This window comes from Neptunitalea lumnitzerae, from assembly GCF_027924185.1.
Classification (GTDB): Bacteria; Bacteroidota; Bacteroidia; order Flavobacteriales; family Flavobacteriaceae; genus Neptunitalea; species Neptunitalea lumnitzerae.
The window spans coordinates 278565-296927 of record NZ_BRVO01000002.1 but is presented as its reverse complement, the minus strand read 5'-3'; the positions used below and the strand labels follow the sequence as shown (position 1 = coordinate 296927).

At 32.7% G+C, this 18363-nt stretch carries 13 protein-coding genes; 7 read left to right on the top strand and 6 right to left on the bottom strand.

Annotated elements, in window-relative coordinates; translation table 11 throughout:
- Window positions 1–41: 41 nt before the first annotated feature.
- On the bottom strand, window positions 42–263 hold the full coding sequence (locus Y10_RS08755; protein WP_281765008.1) for a hypothetical protein: 222 nt from the start codon (window positions 261–263) through the stop codon (window positions 42–44).
- A 16-nt stretch (window positions 264–279) separates the two neighbouring features.
- Here Y10_RS08755 and Y10_RS08750 point away from each other — a divergent pair, with 16 nt between their 5' ends.
- Together Y10_RS08750 and Y10_RS08745 are read left to right on the top strand one after the other, a co-directional pair.
- On the top strand, window positions 280–594 hold the full coding sequence (locus Y10_RS08750; RefSeq protein WP_281765007.1) for an efflux RND transporter permease subunit: 315 nt from the start codon (window positions 280–282) through the stop codon (window positions 592–594).
- 460 nt (window positions 595–1054) lie between these two features.
- Window positions 1055–1807 carry an NUDIX hydrolase gene (locus Y10_RS08745; RefSeq protein ID WP_281765006.1) on the top strand — a complete coding sequence of 251 codons (753 nt, stop codon included), beginning with the start codon at window positions 1055–1057 and terminating at the stop codon, window positions 1805–1807.
- An 83-nt stretch (window positions 1808–1890) separates the two neighbouring features.
- On the opposite strand, the gene Y10_RS08740 is transcribed toward Y10_RS08745, so the two are convergent.
- The 3 genes from Y10_RS08740 to Y10_RS08730 form a co-directional block, all read right to left on the bottom strand.
- Entirely contained in the window at window positions 1891–3423 is a 1533-nt protein-coding gene (locus tag Y10_RS08740; protein WP_281765005.1) for a RagB/SusD family nutrient uptake outer membrane protein, read from the bottom strand.
- Window positions 3424–3434: 11 nt separating this feature from the next.
- Window positions 3435–6563 (bottom strand): SusC/RagA family TonB-linked outer membrane protein, encoded by a 3129-nt coding sequence (locus Y10_RS08735; RefSeq protein WP_281765004.1) that lies wholly within the window; start codon window positions 6561–6563, stop codon window positions 3435–3437.
- Window positions 6564–7116: 553 nt separating this feature from the next.
- A complete protein-coding gene (locus Y10_RS08730) occupies window positions 7117–8454 on the bottom strand; it encodes an AGE family epimerase/isomerase (RefSeq protein ID WP_281765003.1) in 1338 nt (445 codons plus the stop codon).
- 172 nt (window positions 8455–8626) lie between these two features.
- Between Y10_RS08730 and Y10_RS08725 the strand changes: the two genes are divergently transcribed.
- On the top strand, window positions 8627–11089 hold the full coding sequence (locus Y10_RS08725; protein ID WP_281765002.1) for a glycoside hydrolase family 9 protein: 2463 nt from the start codon (window positions 8627–8629) through the stop codon (window positions 11087–11089).
- 15 nt (window positions 11090–11104) lie between these two features.
- Complete coding sequence (locus Y10_RS08720) at window positions 11105–12091, top strand: glycosyl hydrolase (RefSeq protein ID WP_281765001.1); 987 nt, start codon at window positions 11105–11107, stop codon at window positions 12089–12091.
- Between the two features lie 78 nt (window positions 12092–12169).
- On the opposite strand, the gene Y10_RS08715 is transcribed toward Y10_RS08720, so the two are convergent.
- On the bottom strand, window positions 12170–13015 hold the full coding sequence (locus tag Y10_RS08715; protein ID WP_281765000.1) for a sialate O-acetylesterase: 846 nt from the start codon (window positions 13013–13015) through the stop codon (window positions 12170–12172).
- A gap of 122 nt (window positions 13016–13137) precedes the next feature.
- Entirely contained in the window at window positions 13138–14016 is an 879-nt protein-coding gene (locus tag Y10_RS08710; protein WP_281764999.1) for an AraC family transcriptional regulator, read from the bottom strand.
- 284 nt (window positions 14017–14300) lie between these two features.
- On the opposite strand from Y10_RS08710, the gene Y10_RS08705 reads away from it, so the two are divergent.
- Genes Y10_RS08705 through Y10_RS08695 form a run of 3 tightly spaced genes read left to right on the top strand, consistent with a single transcriptional unit; the run spans window position 14301 to window position 18363 of the window.
- Window positions 14301–15320, top strand: coding sequence for a glycoside hydrolase family 26 protein (locus Y10_RS08705; RefSeq protein WP_281764998.1), 1020 nt, complete (start codon window positions 14301–14303; stop codon window positions 15318–15320).
- A 6-nt stretch (window positions 15321–15326) separates the two neighbouring features.
- Complete coding sequence (locus tag Y10_RS08700; protein WP_281764997.1) at window positions 15327–17147, top strand: sodium:solute symporter family protein; 1821 nt, start codon at window positions 15327–15329, stop codon at window positions 17145–17147.
- A 43-nt stretch (window positions 17148–17190) separates the two neighbouring features.
- Window positions 17191–18363, top strand: a complete 1173-nt coding sequence (locus Y10_RS08695) for a glycoside hydrolase family 130 protein (protein ID WP_281764996.1) — start codon at window positions 17191–17193, stop codon at window positions 18361–18363.

Sequence of the window (18363 nt, the reverse complement as noted above, 5' to 3'; positions counted from 1 at the left end):
TTTTACCCTGAGTTTTCACAAACAAACAAATTATATCAACTTTACTCTATTAAAGTTTCAATTGTATTTAAATCTATTTCATTACCTGGCTTAAACTCTTTAGAATTCATGTATTCCAATAAACTATTTTTTAACTGTTTAGCTGCAGGTCTTTTCTCGATATTTGTTTTTAAATCTATAGTAGAAAATATTAAATATCCATTACCAACTTTAGCTTCAAACAAATTTGTTAAACTATGGTTGATCACAAAATTATCAATCACTCTAACAATAGGTTTTATGTTGGTACCATCAATTTTAATAGATTTAGAAGATTTACATAAATCCCACCACTACCAAGAAGGTTTAGGTTTAAAAGAAGCTATTTCAGAAGGTGTTTATAGTAGAATTAGGCCTGTAGTAATGATTGCTTTAATGGGTTCATTAGGATTGCTACCAGCAGCTACCTCAAATGGTATGGGATCTGAAATACAAAAGCCCTTAGCCATTATGATTTGTGGTGGATTGATTATTTGTATGCTACTATCCTTTACGGTTTTACCTCAATTATTTTATTTAGCATACAGGAAAAAGGATAACAATAAATCAAAATAATGGAGAAATACTAATTTTTTCCTTAACCTAAATTCGAGTATGCTTTTAAAAACTACTGGAATAGGCTACTGTAGTTTACTTAAAATATCAAATCCAAACACTCTGTAAAAAACCCGATAGATTTCTATCGGGTTTGGTTTAGGGTGAGGGAACTAAAAAACAACTAAAGATTTAAACCCTTAATTGTCAATCATCAATTAATCAAAATAAATATTAACACGCAAGAATTTAATCAATTAAGATAATTTACATCTCTTAAAAATAAACTCATGCTACTTCTTTAAACTTCAATTAGTTCATTTTAAAGCAAAAGTAATGAAATTTTTATTGCTTCAAAATAAAGCGATGAAAATTTTACGATTATGTGTATTCTCTTAATCCCCTTTCAATGATACTCATATACAAAACATCTGTTGATTTTTAATCTTAATAGACGTATTTTTGGATAAGAAAAATAACCATGGACTCATCATTTTATAAATTCGTTTTAGCATCTTCAGAAGAACATAAAAAGAGATGCTTACCTAGTATTTCAATTGATTGCGTAATATTTGGCTTTCACAAAAATCAATTAAAAATTTTATTACTTAATGCTTATGACTCTAACGAATGGGGCTTACCTGGTGGGTATGTAGGAAAAGAGGAAGACATTGACTATAGCGCCAACAGAATATTAGAAGAACGTACTGGTGCCAAAAATATCTATTTAAGTCAGTTTAAAACTTTTGGTAAAACCAATCGATCAGAATCTTTCTTTGATAAATTTCCGGATGATTTATGGCATAAACAACGCTTTATTTCTATAGGCTATTATGCCTTGATTGATTATGAAAATGTGAGTCCAGTTAAGGATGAATTTTCAGAGTTATGTGAATGGAAAAATATTGATGACACTCCCACCCTAATGATGGATCATCAAGTTATTTTTAACAAAGCTCTAGAACAACTACGAGTAGACTTAAATTATAAACCTGTTGGTCATAATTTATTACCTGAAAAATTTACCATGCCAGAATTACAGAAACTCTATGAAGTGATTTTAGGTAAAAAATTAAACAGAGGTAACTTTTACAGAAAAATGAAGCGTTTTGGTATTTTAAATAAGTTAGATGAAACAAGAAAAGGAGGCGCTCATAAAGCACCCGATTTGTATTCTTTCAATCAAGAAAATTACAACAATGCTTTAAATTATGGTTTTCAAGAAATTTGGTGATTAACTCATTGTATACATATACAAAAAAAGAGACTCTAATTTTAGAGCCTCTTTTTTGATAATACACATCTATCAAATTAATCTTAGTAGTTAGGATTTTGTACTAAATTAGGATTTGCATCCATTTGTTGTTGAGGGATAGGCATAATATCTTTTCCTGCTGGAATGGTAATTCCAAAATGATCGTAAATATAATTTTCATGATCACCAGATCTTCTAAGCAACCACCAAGTAGAAAATTCTCCACCAAGTTCATGTCTATACTCTTCTAAAATACCATCTAATAAATCACCTGTTGGTAAAGTAGTTAAGCCTGCACGGTTTCTTACTTGCATTAAATAAGATTCTGCTGTTGCTGTATTACCAACACGATAATGTGCTTCCGCTAAACTTAACAACACTTCTGCATAACGTAGTAAAATAAGATTCTGATCACTGTAAATATTACCTTGGCTAGCATCTACAAGAGGATTTCTCCAGAATTTAAGTAAGTAATATCCGCTTCTTCCTTCCGGATTCCATGGTGCAGCAGCCGTACCACATGTATTGATACCGCCGTAATTAGATTGAACCATAGGATAATCGGAAATATTAATATCGGAATCTGGATGTTCCATATCCGGACCAATTAAAGTTGCATCTCTTCTTACATCCCCAGCTTCAAAAGAATTGAAGAATTGAGCTGTTGGAACAGTATAACCACCATACGTTTGAATTTCTAATGGCATAGTAAACCACTGGAAGAAGTTCATATTATCATCGTTACCACCCCAGTTAGCAGCTCCACTAGCAGAGAACATTTGAATTTCGAAAATAGACTCCATACCATTACGGTTGTCATAATCGTGAATATTCAAATAATCTGGCTCTAATGTATAATGTCCATCTAGACTTTCATAAGCAGCGATTGCACTGTTATAGTCTCCTAACCACATATAGGCGTTTCCTAAATAAGCTTCAGCAGCTCCTCTAGTAACTCTTCCTACATTATCTGAAGTATATGACCATGGTAAAAGCTCTACCGCTGCCTCTAAATCAGATACAACTTGTTGAAAAGTTTCTTCTTGTGTACTTCTTGGGGTATATAAACTTTCTTCTGAGGTTGTTGTAATACCAGTAACTAAAGGTACACCTCCAAAGTTAGATGCCAATATAGAAAAGTAAATACCTCTTAAAGCATAACTTTCTCCTATTAATCTGTTACCTAACTCTTCTTCAATAGTGCCAGCTTCAATCATATTCTGAATATTGGGAATAGCATTATTAGCAGATACAATACCAGAATACATTTTAATCCATAATTGGTTTAAACCATCAAAATCTGTTGGTACCTCATACGTATTGAAAAAAGTATCACTACCAATGTTGTAGAAATCTAAAGTAGAGTATGTATTAGGATACAACATACCTTTCATGTTACCTTCTACAATATCCATTTGTAAAGCATCGTAAATAGAAGTTACAGTTGCTTGAGCTGTTGTGGGATCTGAGTAAACGATATCCGATGTTAACCCATCGTATTTTTGATCTATCAAATAATCATCTGAGCATGATAGCGATGTTGCTAACAAACCAACAGATACTATTTTAAAAATATATAATTTATTCAACTTCATCATTTTCATTTTTAGAATTGTAAATTAAATCCAAGTGTTATAGTTGCAGAATTTGGATATGCTCCAAAGTCAATACCTCTAGTTTGTACACCACCATTACCATCTATATCTGTAGCAGTACCAATTTCCGGATCAAGACCACTATAATTAGTAATAGTAAATAAGTTCTGACCACTAATAAAAACGGTTGCTTTAGAAGCACTAATTTTGTCTAAAATTCCTTGTGGTAAATTATAACCTACTTTAACATTTCTTAGTTTTAAGAAAGAGCCATCTTCTACAAAATAATCAGAAATTCTACCATTACGGTTAGTATCTTCAACTACTGCTCTAGCATAGGTGTTAGATGGATTTTCTGGAGTCCAACGGTTGTTATAATATTCTTGACTTACGTTAGTATATACAGAGTTATAACCATAAGCTCCTAAACTCTCGTTTTGACTCTTAATAAAGTTAAGAACTTCGTTTCCGTATGTTCCGTAGAAAGACATTTGGAAATCCCAATTTTTGTATGATGCATTAAAATTTAAACCACCATAAAAATCTGGAACTGGACTACCAATAATTTCTCTATCTTCAGCAGTAATTTCACCATCTCCATTTAAATCTTTGAACTTTCTATCACCAGGTGCAATAGGATTTAAACCGTAAGCTGGTTGATATTCTCCATCAGGAGCACCCGCATTAAGTGCATCAATTTCTGCTTGACTTTGGAAAATTCCTTCTGCTCTATATCCGTAGAATGCACCAACATTACCACCAACATAAGATCTTGTGAAACCAGACCAACTAGTGTTAAAGCTAGGTGTAAAGTTAGAAGGATACGTAACAAACTCTTGATTACCTAAATCAGTAATTTCGTTATTAATAACACTTATGTTAGCTGAAACATCCCAAGTAAATTCGCCTTCAGTTTTTCTATATCCTAACATTACCTCAATACCTTCATTAACAACATTACCAGCATTAACAGACATAGTTGTAAATCCGTTCTGAGCAGGAATTGTTTGATCTAATAAGAAATCTTTAGCAGATTTATTAAAATAATCTACTGTACCGTAAAATCTAGAATCTAATAATTCAAAATCTAAACCAATATTCGTTTGAATTTGAGATTCCCAAGTAAGATCAGGATTTGCCAAACTAGCCAATGCCAAACCACTTACAGGATTTCCACCAAAAACATAACCTGAATTATCTTGAGTTGCACCAGAAGTATAAGATGCTAAATACTTAAATGCTTCTATACCCTGACTATTACCAGTTTCACCCCAAGAAGCTCTTAACTTTAATAAATCAAAAGTAGAATTTTCCATAAATTTTTCTCTATCAATATTCCAAGCACCAGCAACTGATGGGAAAACACCATAAAGATTATCAGAAGCAAACTTGTTACCTACTCCATCACGTCTTACTGTAGCAGTAAAAGAGTATTTTTCATCATAAGAGTAGTTTAATCTTGCAAATGTACTAGCAAAAGTTGCTGTACCATGAGTACCAGAATAATTGATTATAGATTCTGATGCAGAAAGGTCTCTAATACTATTGTTTAAATATCCTTGACCTGTTGTTGAAATATTATCATACAATTGCTTTTGAGCAGAAGAACCTACTAATAAGTCAAAATTATGTGCATCAAATGCTTTTTTATAGTTTACTAAAAACTCACCTAAATATTGTCTAGATTTAGATTGACTTACATAATAAGTAGCATTTGCATTTTGGTCATTTGCACTTCTAAAATAAGTTGGGTTAAAACTACTACCACTATAACTAGTTAATTGATAACCAAATTTACCAGTTACTTTTAAGCCTTCAATAATTTCATAATCTAAAGCTAAGTTAGATAATAAGTTATCAGTTGCATTTTCGTTATCAGTTAACAAAGCGTTACCAATTACGTTAATACTACTAGAAATAAGGTTACTATCTGTAAATGCACCATAGTTACCATGATCATCGTAAGGTTCTGTAATACCACCTCCACCTAAGTAAGGTACATTATCAAACACTCTAGCAAATCCGTAAAAACCTGCAGATAAATTATTGTATGTTTCAGAATAAGCATACTTAACACTAGCTCTAGCTTTTAAGCCTTTAGCAATATCATATTCGCTATTTAAACCAATGTTGTATCTTTTATACTCTGCAGAAACAACTGTACCGTCGTCATCTACCATACCTAAACTAAAGGCAGTTTTAGATTTTTCGCTACCACCTCTAATACCAATGTTATAAACTTGTTTAAAACCAGTATCAAAAGCATAGTCTTGCCAGTTTACATTAGTTAAACTTTCTGGATTAGACCATTCAGGTAATGTATCCACTCCTTGTGCTGTTCCTGTTTCTAAAGCAAAACTAGCAAAAGTAGCAGCGTCTAACATATCTATCTGCTGAGGTGTTGTTTGAATGCTAATAAAACTATCTAATGAAACGATTATCTTATCTTTTACACCAGTTTTAGTTTTAATAATAACTACCCCAGCATTTGCTCTCACCCCATAAATAGCAGCTGCCGAAGCATCCTTTAATACAGAAATACTTTCTATATCATTAGGGTTAAGAAATGAAATGTCTTGTGTAGGGAAACCGTCTACTACATATAAAGGATCGTTACTACCAAATGAAGCAACCCCTCTAATGTTAATACTCATAGCAGAACCAGGGCTACCTGAGTTTTGTGTAATCTGTACACCAGATATTTTACCTTGAATTGATTGATTAACGTCTGTTGCAGGAAACTGTTCCAACTCCTCACTTGAAACTGAAGTAACTGCACCGGTTAAATCTCTTTTTGTTTGCGTACCATACGCAACAATTACAACTTCATCAAGTAAACTACTTGATATAGTTAACACTACATCGATTTCGTCCTGATCACCAACTTCAACGCGTTGTTCTTTCATACCTACATAGGTAAAGATTAAAACGCTTCCAACTTCTACGTTGTTCAATTGATAGTTTCCATCAAAATCTGTTACTGTACCGTTAGTTGTACCCTCAACGGTAACATTAGCCCCTGGAAGAGCTACGCCCTGATCGTCTTTTACAATTCCCGTAACTGTTTTTGTCTGCTGTCCTAACACTAAGAAAGAAACAAAAAACATACATGAGAAAAATAATATTTTAAGTTTTTCCATAAAAAGTTTGTTTTAATATCGTGCAAGTTTAGGTGGGAAATTGATCACTATAAACTTCACTTTTTGATAAATTGATTAATGAGTCGAAATTATGAATATAGTGCACTAGTCACTAATAATATTTTGTCAAATTGTTATTATAAAAATAATCAAGTACATATTTTCTTCATATCACATTTTTAAACCTACATATATGTAAAATCATCAATATTAGCCTGTTTCCTATGTATATTTAATGACAATAGTCATATATTAACAAATGCTATTTATTTATACAGCATTATAAAGAATACTGAAAATCAATAAGTTACACTAAAAACCATCAATAACATCTAGTTATTAAAAAACTACACTTGATAAATACACAAAATCCGCACATAAAACCTACACTTGCTGTTCAAATTACATTTCATTAAAAAAAACTAACATCAAATTATTATAAGTGTAAAATCAACACATGATACAATATTTTCAATTCTCATAGTATTATAACAAAAAAAGGTATCTTATTTTTTCAAAACAAGATACCTTTTAAGTAATTCAACAGTATAAACTATTCAGCATTCAACATCTCTAACTGATGCTTACAATTTATCAAAGCTCTGAAATTGTGGTACGTAGTTTTCCAAACATGTCCTTTTAGTTCTTCTTTAACTTCTGGCCTAACATCTACACCCCAAGAATACCATCCTCCATACGTATCATCCATCATATATTTTTGCGTATACGTCCATAAATCTTCAAACTTTTCATAATAGTTCATTTTATCATCCGGATACATTCTTGTCATTATTAATAAAGTATTTAAGCCTTCAGCCTGTGCCCACCAATTTTTATCAAAATTAGTAATTGTTAAAACATCATCTCCTTTAAAATAATATCCTCCCTCATAAAATCCTCCTAACTTCTTGTCTAATCCATAAGTTAACGAGTGATCTACCATTTTTTTACCAATTTCCAGCGTCTTTTCCGTATCTGTTCTACCCAAAACTTCTGAAGCTTCTAACATCAAATAGGCAGTTTCTACATCATGACCAAAAGAAACATGATCTAAGTAAAAATGTTCTTGTATTACTTCTTTACTATCCTCTCTAAAGCTAACTGGAGTCCAATCTGGAGTAAAGAATAAGTCCATTGAATATTTATCGTTAACAATAGTATCTCTAATTAATAACAATAATTCCGTTAATCTTTCTTTTACAGTATCATCTTTCCAAACCTGATATAATTCTGTAAAGGCTTCCATTAAATGTATAGAGCTATTCTGATCTTTATAACCAGCGTCTGATGTAGACGGAATATCTTCTGTACGCACAATTGGTGTACCATCCATTTCCATGTGCTGAAAATACCCTTTAAATTCATTATCATGGCTATGTGCTTCTAACCACATAAACGCTTTTTTAGCTAAATCTAAAGCTTCTTCATCTTTTGAAACATCATAATAAGCAGCCAACGCATAAATGGCAAACGCATTACCATAAGCCGTTTTAGCTTCATAAGGTTTAACAATAGGTTCTCCTTGTTTAGTAACTAAAGTATGAAACCCACCATTTTCTTTATCCCACATAACATCTCGTAAAAACTTAAAACCGTGTTCAGCATAAGTTAAATACGCTTTATCACCATATTCTTTATAAGCTTTAGAAGTAACCCACACTTGTCTAGATTGAGTTACAATCATTTTTTCGTGCTCCTTACCTACTTTAAAATCATAGGTAATGTTGGTATAATAACCTCCATCATCTTTATCTAAAGCTAAAGGATACCATTTATCTATTAATTCTTCTTTCGCATCCTTATCAAATGTATCAGCAAGCTTATTTGATTTTTTTTCTGCGCACCCGATAAAAGTCATCAACACAATAACCATTAATGCATTGAATTTCATTATATTAATATTTTTCATTCAAAAAACACTTTGTATTTATTGAATAAATATAAAATATACCCCCGAAATTTTATCAATGTGTGAACAATACTTTGTTATTTTGATAAAATAGTATTATCTAATAAATTCACCTTATTCTAGTTTTATACTCTAAATTGAACAAAATAGTATCATGAAAAACCTGTTTTATATAATTATTCTACTAGGTGCATTTTGCAATGCACAAAAACAAGACTCCGATTTTAAAATAACGGATCAACAATACCTTAAAAATAAAGGTGTTGAAGTTATGCTTGCTCATGACTTTTACCCTGAAGGACACCAAGGAGGTGTTGGTATTATACAGAATGGAATACGAGTAGCAACTAACGGAGATTTACGTTTGGAACCTACACCAGGGCAATGGCAACCTGTTCCTAAAGTTGGTGAACGTAGTGTTGACCTAGCCAACCAAACAATTAACTTAAGAATGCAGTTTCCTGATTCTTCTAAGAACAGAACTGGTTTTAATCCAGTTGAATATCCTGATTTATACTTAGCTTACACACTAAAAATAAAACCAGAAGGTAAGTCTTTCAAAATCATAGTTGATTTAGACAAGCCACTACCTGCTGAATGGGTTGGTAAAGTTGGTTTTAACCTAGAGTTCTTCCCAGGTATTCTTTTTGGTAAGAGTTATTATATGGATGACGAGTTTGGTATTTTTACCAGACAAGCAAATGGACCTGGTTACACGAATGAAGATAATGAATATAGAATGACCCCTATTGCTTCTGGTAAAAAACTAAGTATTGCACCAGAAATGCCTGAACAAAGTGTTACTATTCAAAACGTAGGAACCGACAACTTAGAATTACTTGATGGACGTGCACAGCATAATAATGGCTGGTTTATTGTTCGCTCTCTTATTCCTGCTAATACTACTAAAAATGCTATTGAATGGATTGTGAGCCCTAATATGATTCAAGACTTTATTTACGACCCCGTAGTTCAAATTTCTCAAGTAGGTTATCACACAAATCAAGATAAAGTAGCTGTTATAGAAACAGACCCTAACGACACGGTTTCTGACATTACACTACATAGAATTATGCCTGATGGTAGCGCTAAAACTATTGAAACTAAAACTCCAAAATCTTGGGGTAACTTTTTAAGATATAAGTATTTTCAATATGATTTCTCTAAAATATCAGAGCCTGGTGTTTATTATATTACTTATAAAAACTATACTACATCTTCATTTATAATAAGCGAAACTATTTATGATAGAAACGTGTGGCAACCAACGTTAGAATATTTTTTACCTGTACAAATGTGCCACATGAGAATTAACGACCGCTATAAGGTTTGGCATGGAAGATGCCATTTAGATGATGCTCTAATGGCTCCTACAAGTTTTAATCATTTCGATGGATATTTACAAGGTGATAACACATTAACTTCATTTAAATCTGGAGAACATGTACCTGAGCTAGATAAAGGTGGATGGCATGATGCAGGAGACTTTGATTTAAGAATAGAGTCTCAGGCAGAAACAGTTCAAGGACTTGCCAGAATTTATGAGTTATTTGATGTTAATTATGATAATACACTAATTGATCAAAAGACTAAAACAGTAGAAATGCTTTCCCCTGATGGAAAAGCTGATATTCTACAACAAATAGAACACGGATTATTGTCTATAGTTGGTGGTTATGAATCTTTAGATAGATTCTATCGTGGTGTTATTGTACCAACCCAAAGACAGTATGTTTTACTTGGCGACCCTCTAAACCATAGCGATAACGAGATTTACCAAAAGAATGGTACCACTGAAATACCTATGGGACAAGATGGAGCTCCTGATGACCGTTGGGTATTTACAGAAGACAACCCAGAACGTGCTATGGAGGCTGCTGCTGCTTTAGCTACAGCTGCCAGAAGCATGAAAGACTACAATGATACACTAGCCAAAAAATGTACTGACATTGCTAAAAAAGAATGGGAAAGATATTCATTTGATCCTTCATCTGCTAGAATAGAGCTTGCAACTGAGTTATACCACACTACTAAAGATGAAAAATATCTTGATTATTTAATTGACAATAAGAAATACATTGCTGCTAATTTTGCTAACGTAGGATGGATTGTTGCTACCATTTATGATGATGTAGATAATAAGAGATTTAAAAAGTATCTACTAGAGCCAGCTATGTCATATGCTGAAAAGGTAAAAGAACAAGCAAACCAAACACCTTACGGAGTACCTTATGAGCCAAACATTTGGGGTGCAGGTTGGGATATTCAAAATTTTGGAATGAAACAATATTTTTATCATACAGCATTTCCAGAATATTTCCCACAATCTTATATGCTTAACGCATTAAACTTTGTTTTAGGTACGCACCCAGGCGTTAATACAGCATCATTTGTTTCTGGTGTAGGAGCTCACTCTCTTACGCAAGCATACGGATTAAATCGTGGTGAGCGCTCTTATATTCCTGGTGGTATTGGTTCTGGTACAGCTTTAATTAGACCTGATCTTCCTGAACTTTTAGAGTGGCCTTACCTATGGCAACAGACAGAATATGTTTTAGGCGGTGGTACTACCGATTATTTATTTTTAGCAATCGCAGCGCAGCATTTATTAAAATAATAAACAGGTAACGCTATGAGAAACCTATTATTGATAATTCTTTTAAGCACAGGCTTAAATATAGCAGCCCAAAACCCTATAAATCCGAACGCTAGCAAAGAAGCTAAAAATCTACTTAGCTACATTTATGGCTTAGGAGACACTATTTTATCAGGGCAACATAGTTATAACCACGAACCTACTAAGTATTATGATATAGCATCTGAAATAGCTGGCAAAAAGCCAGCTATTTGGGGTGCAGATTTATATTGGAGTAGCATTAACCAAGAAGATAAAGTAGTTGAAGAAGCTATTAAAAAACATGCTGAAGGAGCTATAGTTACCATCATGTGGCATGTGGGTAGACCTATGGATGATGCTCCTTATGGCTGGAGCTCTAGTGTGCAAAACACTATTTCTGATGAGCAATGGAAAGAACTAACTACACCCGGAACTGAACTTAATAAAAGATGGGAAAACCAAGTAGATACTATTGCTAAAGCCCTAAAACGACTAAAGGATAAAAACATTCCTGTTTTGTGGAGACCTTACCATGAAATGAATGGTGTATGGTTTTGGTGGGGAAACAAACCTGGCAAAGATGGTTATATAAAACTTTGGAAAATGTTGTATCATAGATTAACAGACATCCACAAATTGAACAACTTGATATGGGTATGGAATGCTAACGGACCACGTGATATACCTTACGATGAAGCATTTGCTTATAAAGATTTTTATCCAGGAAAAAAATATGTAGATATTTTAGCCACAGATGTTTATCATTTTGATTATGAACAAAAAGATTACGAAAGTTTACTAAAACTAGCCAATGGTAAACCTATTGCTTTAGGAGAAGTTGGACAATTACCCAAAGCCAACATACTAGAAAAACAACCTAAATGGAGCTGGTTTATGGTATGGGCTAACTGGATTGAAACCGCTAATACAAAAGAAGGTATTTTAGAGATTTATAATAGACCCGAAACACTAACGAGAGACGAAATAAAATTGCAAGAATAATATTTTCTCGAATAAATAATTTATACAAAAAAGACCTGAATATTCAGGTCTTTTTTTTGTACTATAATTTGTAAAATTTTACTCCACTTTATACCCTAATAATTCAAGCATTTGATAACCATATCGCTTTCCTAACAATCGGTATCCCGCAGAATCAAAATGAGCTTCGTCTTGGCCTGTACAACCTTCTGAAGATATGATGTAAGAATTAGGAATCACTTCAGGTAATTTATTAACAATAGGGATCATTTCTGCACAACAATTAACCTCTGTTTGCATCATCTCCCCCGCCAATAAAGGAACAGAATTGCCCTCTAGAGACAAATCGTTTAATATATCATTATACACTTTTTCAACATACTTAGGCCATTCTTCGTCCCCTGTGTTAGTTTCTCCTTGATGCAATAGAATACCTTTTATAACACCATCTTTCTTAGCTATTTTAGCTAAATCTATGAGTCTTTTATATGGGTTTCCACCATACCCTGCTACTTTGTTTTTAAACCAATCTTCATCATACGTTAAGGTATACTCCTCATACTTATCTTTATCAAATAATCTTATATCACAACCACCAATTGCTACATTAATAATACCAATAGAAATACTATCTGGCAAATGTTCTATCATGGTTTTTCCAAACCAGTCTGCCGGAGAAAGATTGGTATCACACTGACATGTAGGTGGTGCTGCCTCATACCATTTACCTTCTTCTCTATTCAACCCAGGGCAATCTAATGCTTGTAATAATTTAAATCTGTTATTTGTAACTGTATCTATTGGCTCAATAGCTCCCTGCCCTTCCATATTAGACTGACCAAAGCATAGAAATACGTAAAAATTTGAATCTTGAGCAGATAGCTTCATACCTGTAAAAAATAAAGCTGTTAAAAATAATAGCTTAGTAATACTATAAATTTTCATTGTTTAATAACTAGTTAAAGAAATTTCTAAAATTTGAAGATAGCAAATACATTACCATTCACCATTCAACAATATCATCATTTACTATGCCTAAATTATCATATTCACAAAAAACACAATTATTATAACACTCTTTTTATACCTTCAAATACAGCCTTATACTCAGTTGGCGTACAATTTTTGAACTTTTTAAACACCCTATTAAAATTGGCTATATTATTAAATCCGCATTTATAAGCAATCTCAGATATACTTTGATCCTTTTCTAGCAACCACATTGCAGCATTGCTTATTCTTACATCGTTAAGGTAATTTATAAAAGTTTTACCAGTACGTTTTTTTATGAAACGGTTGAAGGAGACACTACTCATATTTACTATCTCAGAAACTTCTGCAAGTGTTATCTTCTTATGAAAATTGGCATGTATATAATCATACACTTTTTTAATATTATCGCTATTTTCAAATTCATTTCTGTTCACCGTAAAAGTTGATAACAGACGCTGATTTCTTGAATTAGCCAAATCATGTAAAATAGAAACCATTTCTATAAAATAGTCCATACCATCTAACCTAGATACTTGTGATATTCTCGGGTATAATTCATTAGAGATTTTCTTCGTAAAAAGAATTCCATGTATAGACCTATCAAACATTTCTTTAATAGGCTTCATAATTCTTTTATTCAACAAATCATCATTAAATAAATTGTTTTGAAATTGTACGGTAACTTCATGAATCTCTTTGTTTTTACAGTTATGAGTTATCCATCCATGATGTAAATTAGGCCCTACTAATACCAATTCAATATCGTCAATTTCTTCAAGAGAATCTCCCACAAGTCGTCTTACTCCTTTACCATTTTTTATCAGGTTTAATTCATACTCTGGATGAAAATGAATTGGAAAATCAAATTCTCTTTTTTTTCTATCAAAAACTAAAAAACTATCTTCAGCAGAAAGAGGTGTTATTTCTCTATGTACTTTTTTAAGTATATCCATGAGTAATTTAAAGTTGTTATTATCTTTTAAAAGTTTGACAAAATAATATAATCATAATTTTTAACTGATAGGTATTTTTGTTTAACAATTTAAAAAGACAACAAATTGGTTTTTCAACAATAATAATAATGCAAAAATATAAACTTAATAATTTAATTAAAATAATATCTCAAAAATCACTTTTATGTATTTTTATTGCAGTGATCTTTCTTAGTTCGTGCAAATCTATTTCTACCGTTGATTACCAAAACACGCAACTTGTTGACAAAAAGGTATCAACAAAAGTGCAAAATTTACATAAGAGGTTATTTTTAATTTCAAAGAAAGGTTTTGCTATAAGTCAACAAGACGCTACATCCTATGGTATTGGCTGGAAATACTCATCTGATTTAAAAGATATTGAATTAAAAAGCGATGTTTACGAAATCGTTAACGATTATCCTGGAGGTTTTGGTTTTGATTTAGGAGGCATTGAACACGGAAATACAATTAACCTTGATACGGTACCTTTTAATGACATGCGTAAACTTATGGTAGAAGCCTACAAAAATGGTGGTTTAGTTACGGCTAGTTGGCACTTAGGTAATCCTGTTACAGGTGGCAGTTCTTGGGATACTTCAGGGACTAATGTGATTCCACAGATTTTAAAAGGTGGGGCTTTTCATGAAAAGTATAGAACTTGGGTTAAAAGGCTGGCTGACTTTTTAAAATCAGTACAGTACAACAATGAACCTATTCCGATTATTTTTAGACCTTTTCATGAAATGAATGGTTCTTGGTTTTGGTGGGGAGGCGAAAATGTAACCGCTATAGATTATATTAAATTATGGAGAGAAACAGTTGTAATGCTACGTGATGAATATAACGTACATAACTTGCTATATGTTTACTCCCCTAACAAACTTGAGCCTCAAGACGACTATATGAAATATTATCCTGCTGATGCTTATGTAGATATATTAGGTATTGACATATATGATTTTTACAATACTGAGGATTATGTAAAAGCTATAAAACATGATTTGAAGATTGTGAAAGAAAAAGCAGAAGAAAGAAAAAAACTATACGCTTTTACTGAAACAGGATTAGAAAAATTAAACACAGAAAATTGGTTTACAGAAATTCTGTATCCTAACATAAAAAATACTGGAATTGCGTGGGTGTTATTTTGGAGAAACTATACAGTTAATCATTTTTACATGCCTTACAAAACGCAACTTTTAGAAAACGATTTAATAAAATTTTCAAAATACCCTGAAACCTTATTTTTAAAGGAAGTTCAACAAATAAAGACCAAAAAATAAACAATAATGCTTAAAATATACGATGTATTAGTTATTCTTTTATACTTGGTATCAACCTTAGCCATAGGTTTAATACTAAGAAAAAAAGCACAAGCCAGTAAAGACGACTACCTTTTAGGTGGTAAATCTATACCATGGTACTTACTAGGATTATCCAACGCTTCAGGAATGTTTGACATTTCAGGTACTATATGGTTGGTTACCTTAATGTTTGTATACGGAATCAAGAGTGCTTGGATTCCATGGTTATGGCCTGTTTTCAATCAAATTTTCTTAATGGTATACCTTTCTAAATGGTTACGAAAATCTAATGTTACCACAGGTGCAGAATGGATAGGTACAAGATTTGGATTTGGTAAAGGTGCTAAATTATCACACATAATTGTTGTAATTTTTGCACTGGTAGTTTGCCTAGCTTATCTCGCTTATGGTTTCATTGGGTTAGGAAAATTTGTAGAAATATTTATTCCTTGGGAAACCATTAGTCCTTATATACCATTTAACGTTAGCCCTGAACATGTACCTCACTTCTATGGTATTATATTCACCTTATTTGCAGTATTTTACTCTTTATTAGGTGGTATGTCTGGTATTGTTTGGGCAGATGTTATTCAATTTACCATTATGACAGTTTCTGCCTTGGTTATTGGATACCTTGGTTTTCAAGCAGTCGGAGCTAATGGTTTAAATATCCCTGATGGATGGATGAGTCCTTTCTGGGATTGGAAATTAGATTTAGACTGGTCTACTATCATCCCTGAAGTAAATCAGAAAATCAGAGAAGATGGCTTTAGCTTATTCACCATATTCTTTATGATGATGGTGCTTAAAGGTATTCTAGTTAGTGTTGCAGGCCCTGCACCTACCTACGATATGCAAAAAATATTATCTACCAAATCACCAGCGGAAGCATCTAAAATGAGTGGATTTGTATCTGTTATTTTAATGCCTATCCGTTATTTAATGATTGCTGGTTTTGCTGCTTTAGCATTAATCTATTATGAAAAACTAGATTTATTAACTCCAGCAGGTGATGTTGATTTTGAATTAATACTGCCAGCAGCTATTAAGCAGTTTGTTCCTGTAGGATTATTAGGTTTACTACTAGCCGGATTATTAGCAGCATTCATGTCTACTTTCGCTGGTACACTAAATGCAGCACAAGCTTATTTGGTAAATGATATTTACTTAAAATACAACAAAGATGTACCTCACAGTAAAGTAAATTTAATGAACTACGTTTCAGGAGTTTCTGTGGTTACTATAAGTATTATTTTAGGATTATACGTAGAGAATGTAAATTCTATCTTACAATGGTTAGTATCATCATTATACGGTAGCTATGTAGTAGCAAACATTTTAAAATGGCACTGGTGGAGATTTAACGGAGAAGGTTTCTTTTGGGGTATGGTAACTGGAATAGCGTGTGCCATGATTGTTCCTGAAATTTTCCCTAATGTATTAGATCTATATCTGTTCCCTATCATATTAGTGATTTCAGGTATTGGTTGTGTAGTAGGAACATACTCAGCACCACCTACCGATGAGAAAGTACTTAAATCATTCTACACTACTGTAAATCCTTGGGGATTCTGGAAACCTATTAACGAAAAGGTAAAACAAGAAAATCCTGAATTTAAAAGCAATAGCAATTTTAAAGTAGACATGTTTAATGTAGTAGTTGGTGTAGTAGCTCAAACAGCACTAGTGCTAATTCCTATGTACATAATTTTTAGACAAACAACTCCCCTATACATTTTAGTACCAGTGCTTATAATATGCTCTGTAATACTTAAAAAACTATGGTGGAACAAATTAGAACACTAAATAAAACTTAACTATAAAACTACTAAGTAAAAAATAAATAGGTATGAATCAAAAACTAGACAAACTGTTTGCAGCCTACAACAATCTAATTTCAGAAAAGAATGTAGCTATAGAAGAAAATAACGGTGTATATACAAGATATAAAAATCCGGCTGTTACTGCTAAGCATATTCCTTTAGAATGGAGATACGACTTTAATACAGAAAGCAATCCGTTTATGATGGAGCGTATTGGCTTTAATGCAGCATTTAACGCAGGGGCTATTAAATGGAATGACAAATACGTAGTATGTGTACGTGTAGAAGGTGTGGATAGAAAATCATTCTTCGCTATGGCTGAGAGCCCAAACGGAGTTGACAACTTTACCTTTTGGGAAAAACCATGTGTTATACCTCAAATTGAAGGGATGCCAGACACGAACGTGTATGATATGAGATTAACATTACACGAAGATGGGTACGTTTATGGTATTTTCTGTACTGAAAGAAAAGACCCAGATGCACCAGCTGGTGATACTAGTGCTGCCGTTGCAAATGCGGGTATTGTTAGAACTAAAGACTTAATTAACTTTGAAAGATTACCAGATTTAATTTCTAATGCAGGGCAACAACGTAATGTTGTACTACACCCAGAATTTGTAGATGGTAAATATGCTTTATACACCAGACCACAAGACGGATTTATTGAAGTTGGTGGCGGCGGTGGAATAGGTTTAGGATATGTAAAAGACATGACTAATCCTGTTGTTGAAAACGAAAGCATTATTCATAACAAAGTTTACCACACTGTATACGAATTGAAAAATGGTTTAGGTCCTGCTCCTATTAAAACAGAAAAAGGATGGTTACACTTAGCTCACGGTGTTAGAAATACTGCTGCTGGTTTAAGATACACCCTTTATATGTTTATGACAGACCTAAATGATATTAGTAAAGTAACTCACGTTCCTGCTGGGTATTTTATGGCTCCAGAAGATGCAGAAAGAGTTGGTGACGTATCTAACGTTTTATTTGTAAACGGATGGATAGCTGATGAAGACGGTACTGTATACATTTATTATGCATCATCTGATACCAGAACTCATGTAGCTACTAGTACTATTGATAAATTAGTAGACTATGTAACTAATTCTCCTGAAGATACTTTTATTTCTTCTGGCTCAGTAGAAACTATTATTTCCTTAATTGATAAAAATAAAGCACTTTTAGCTAAATAA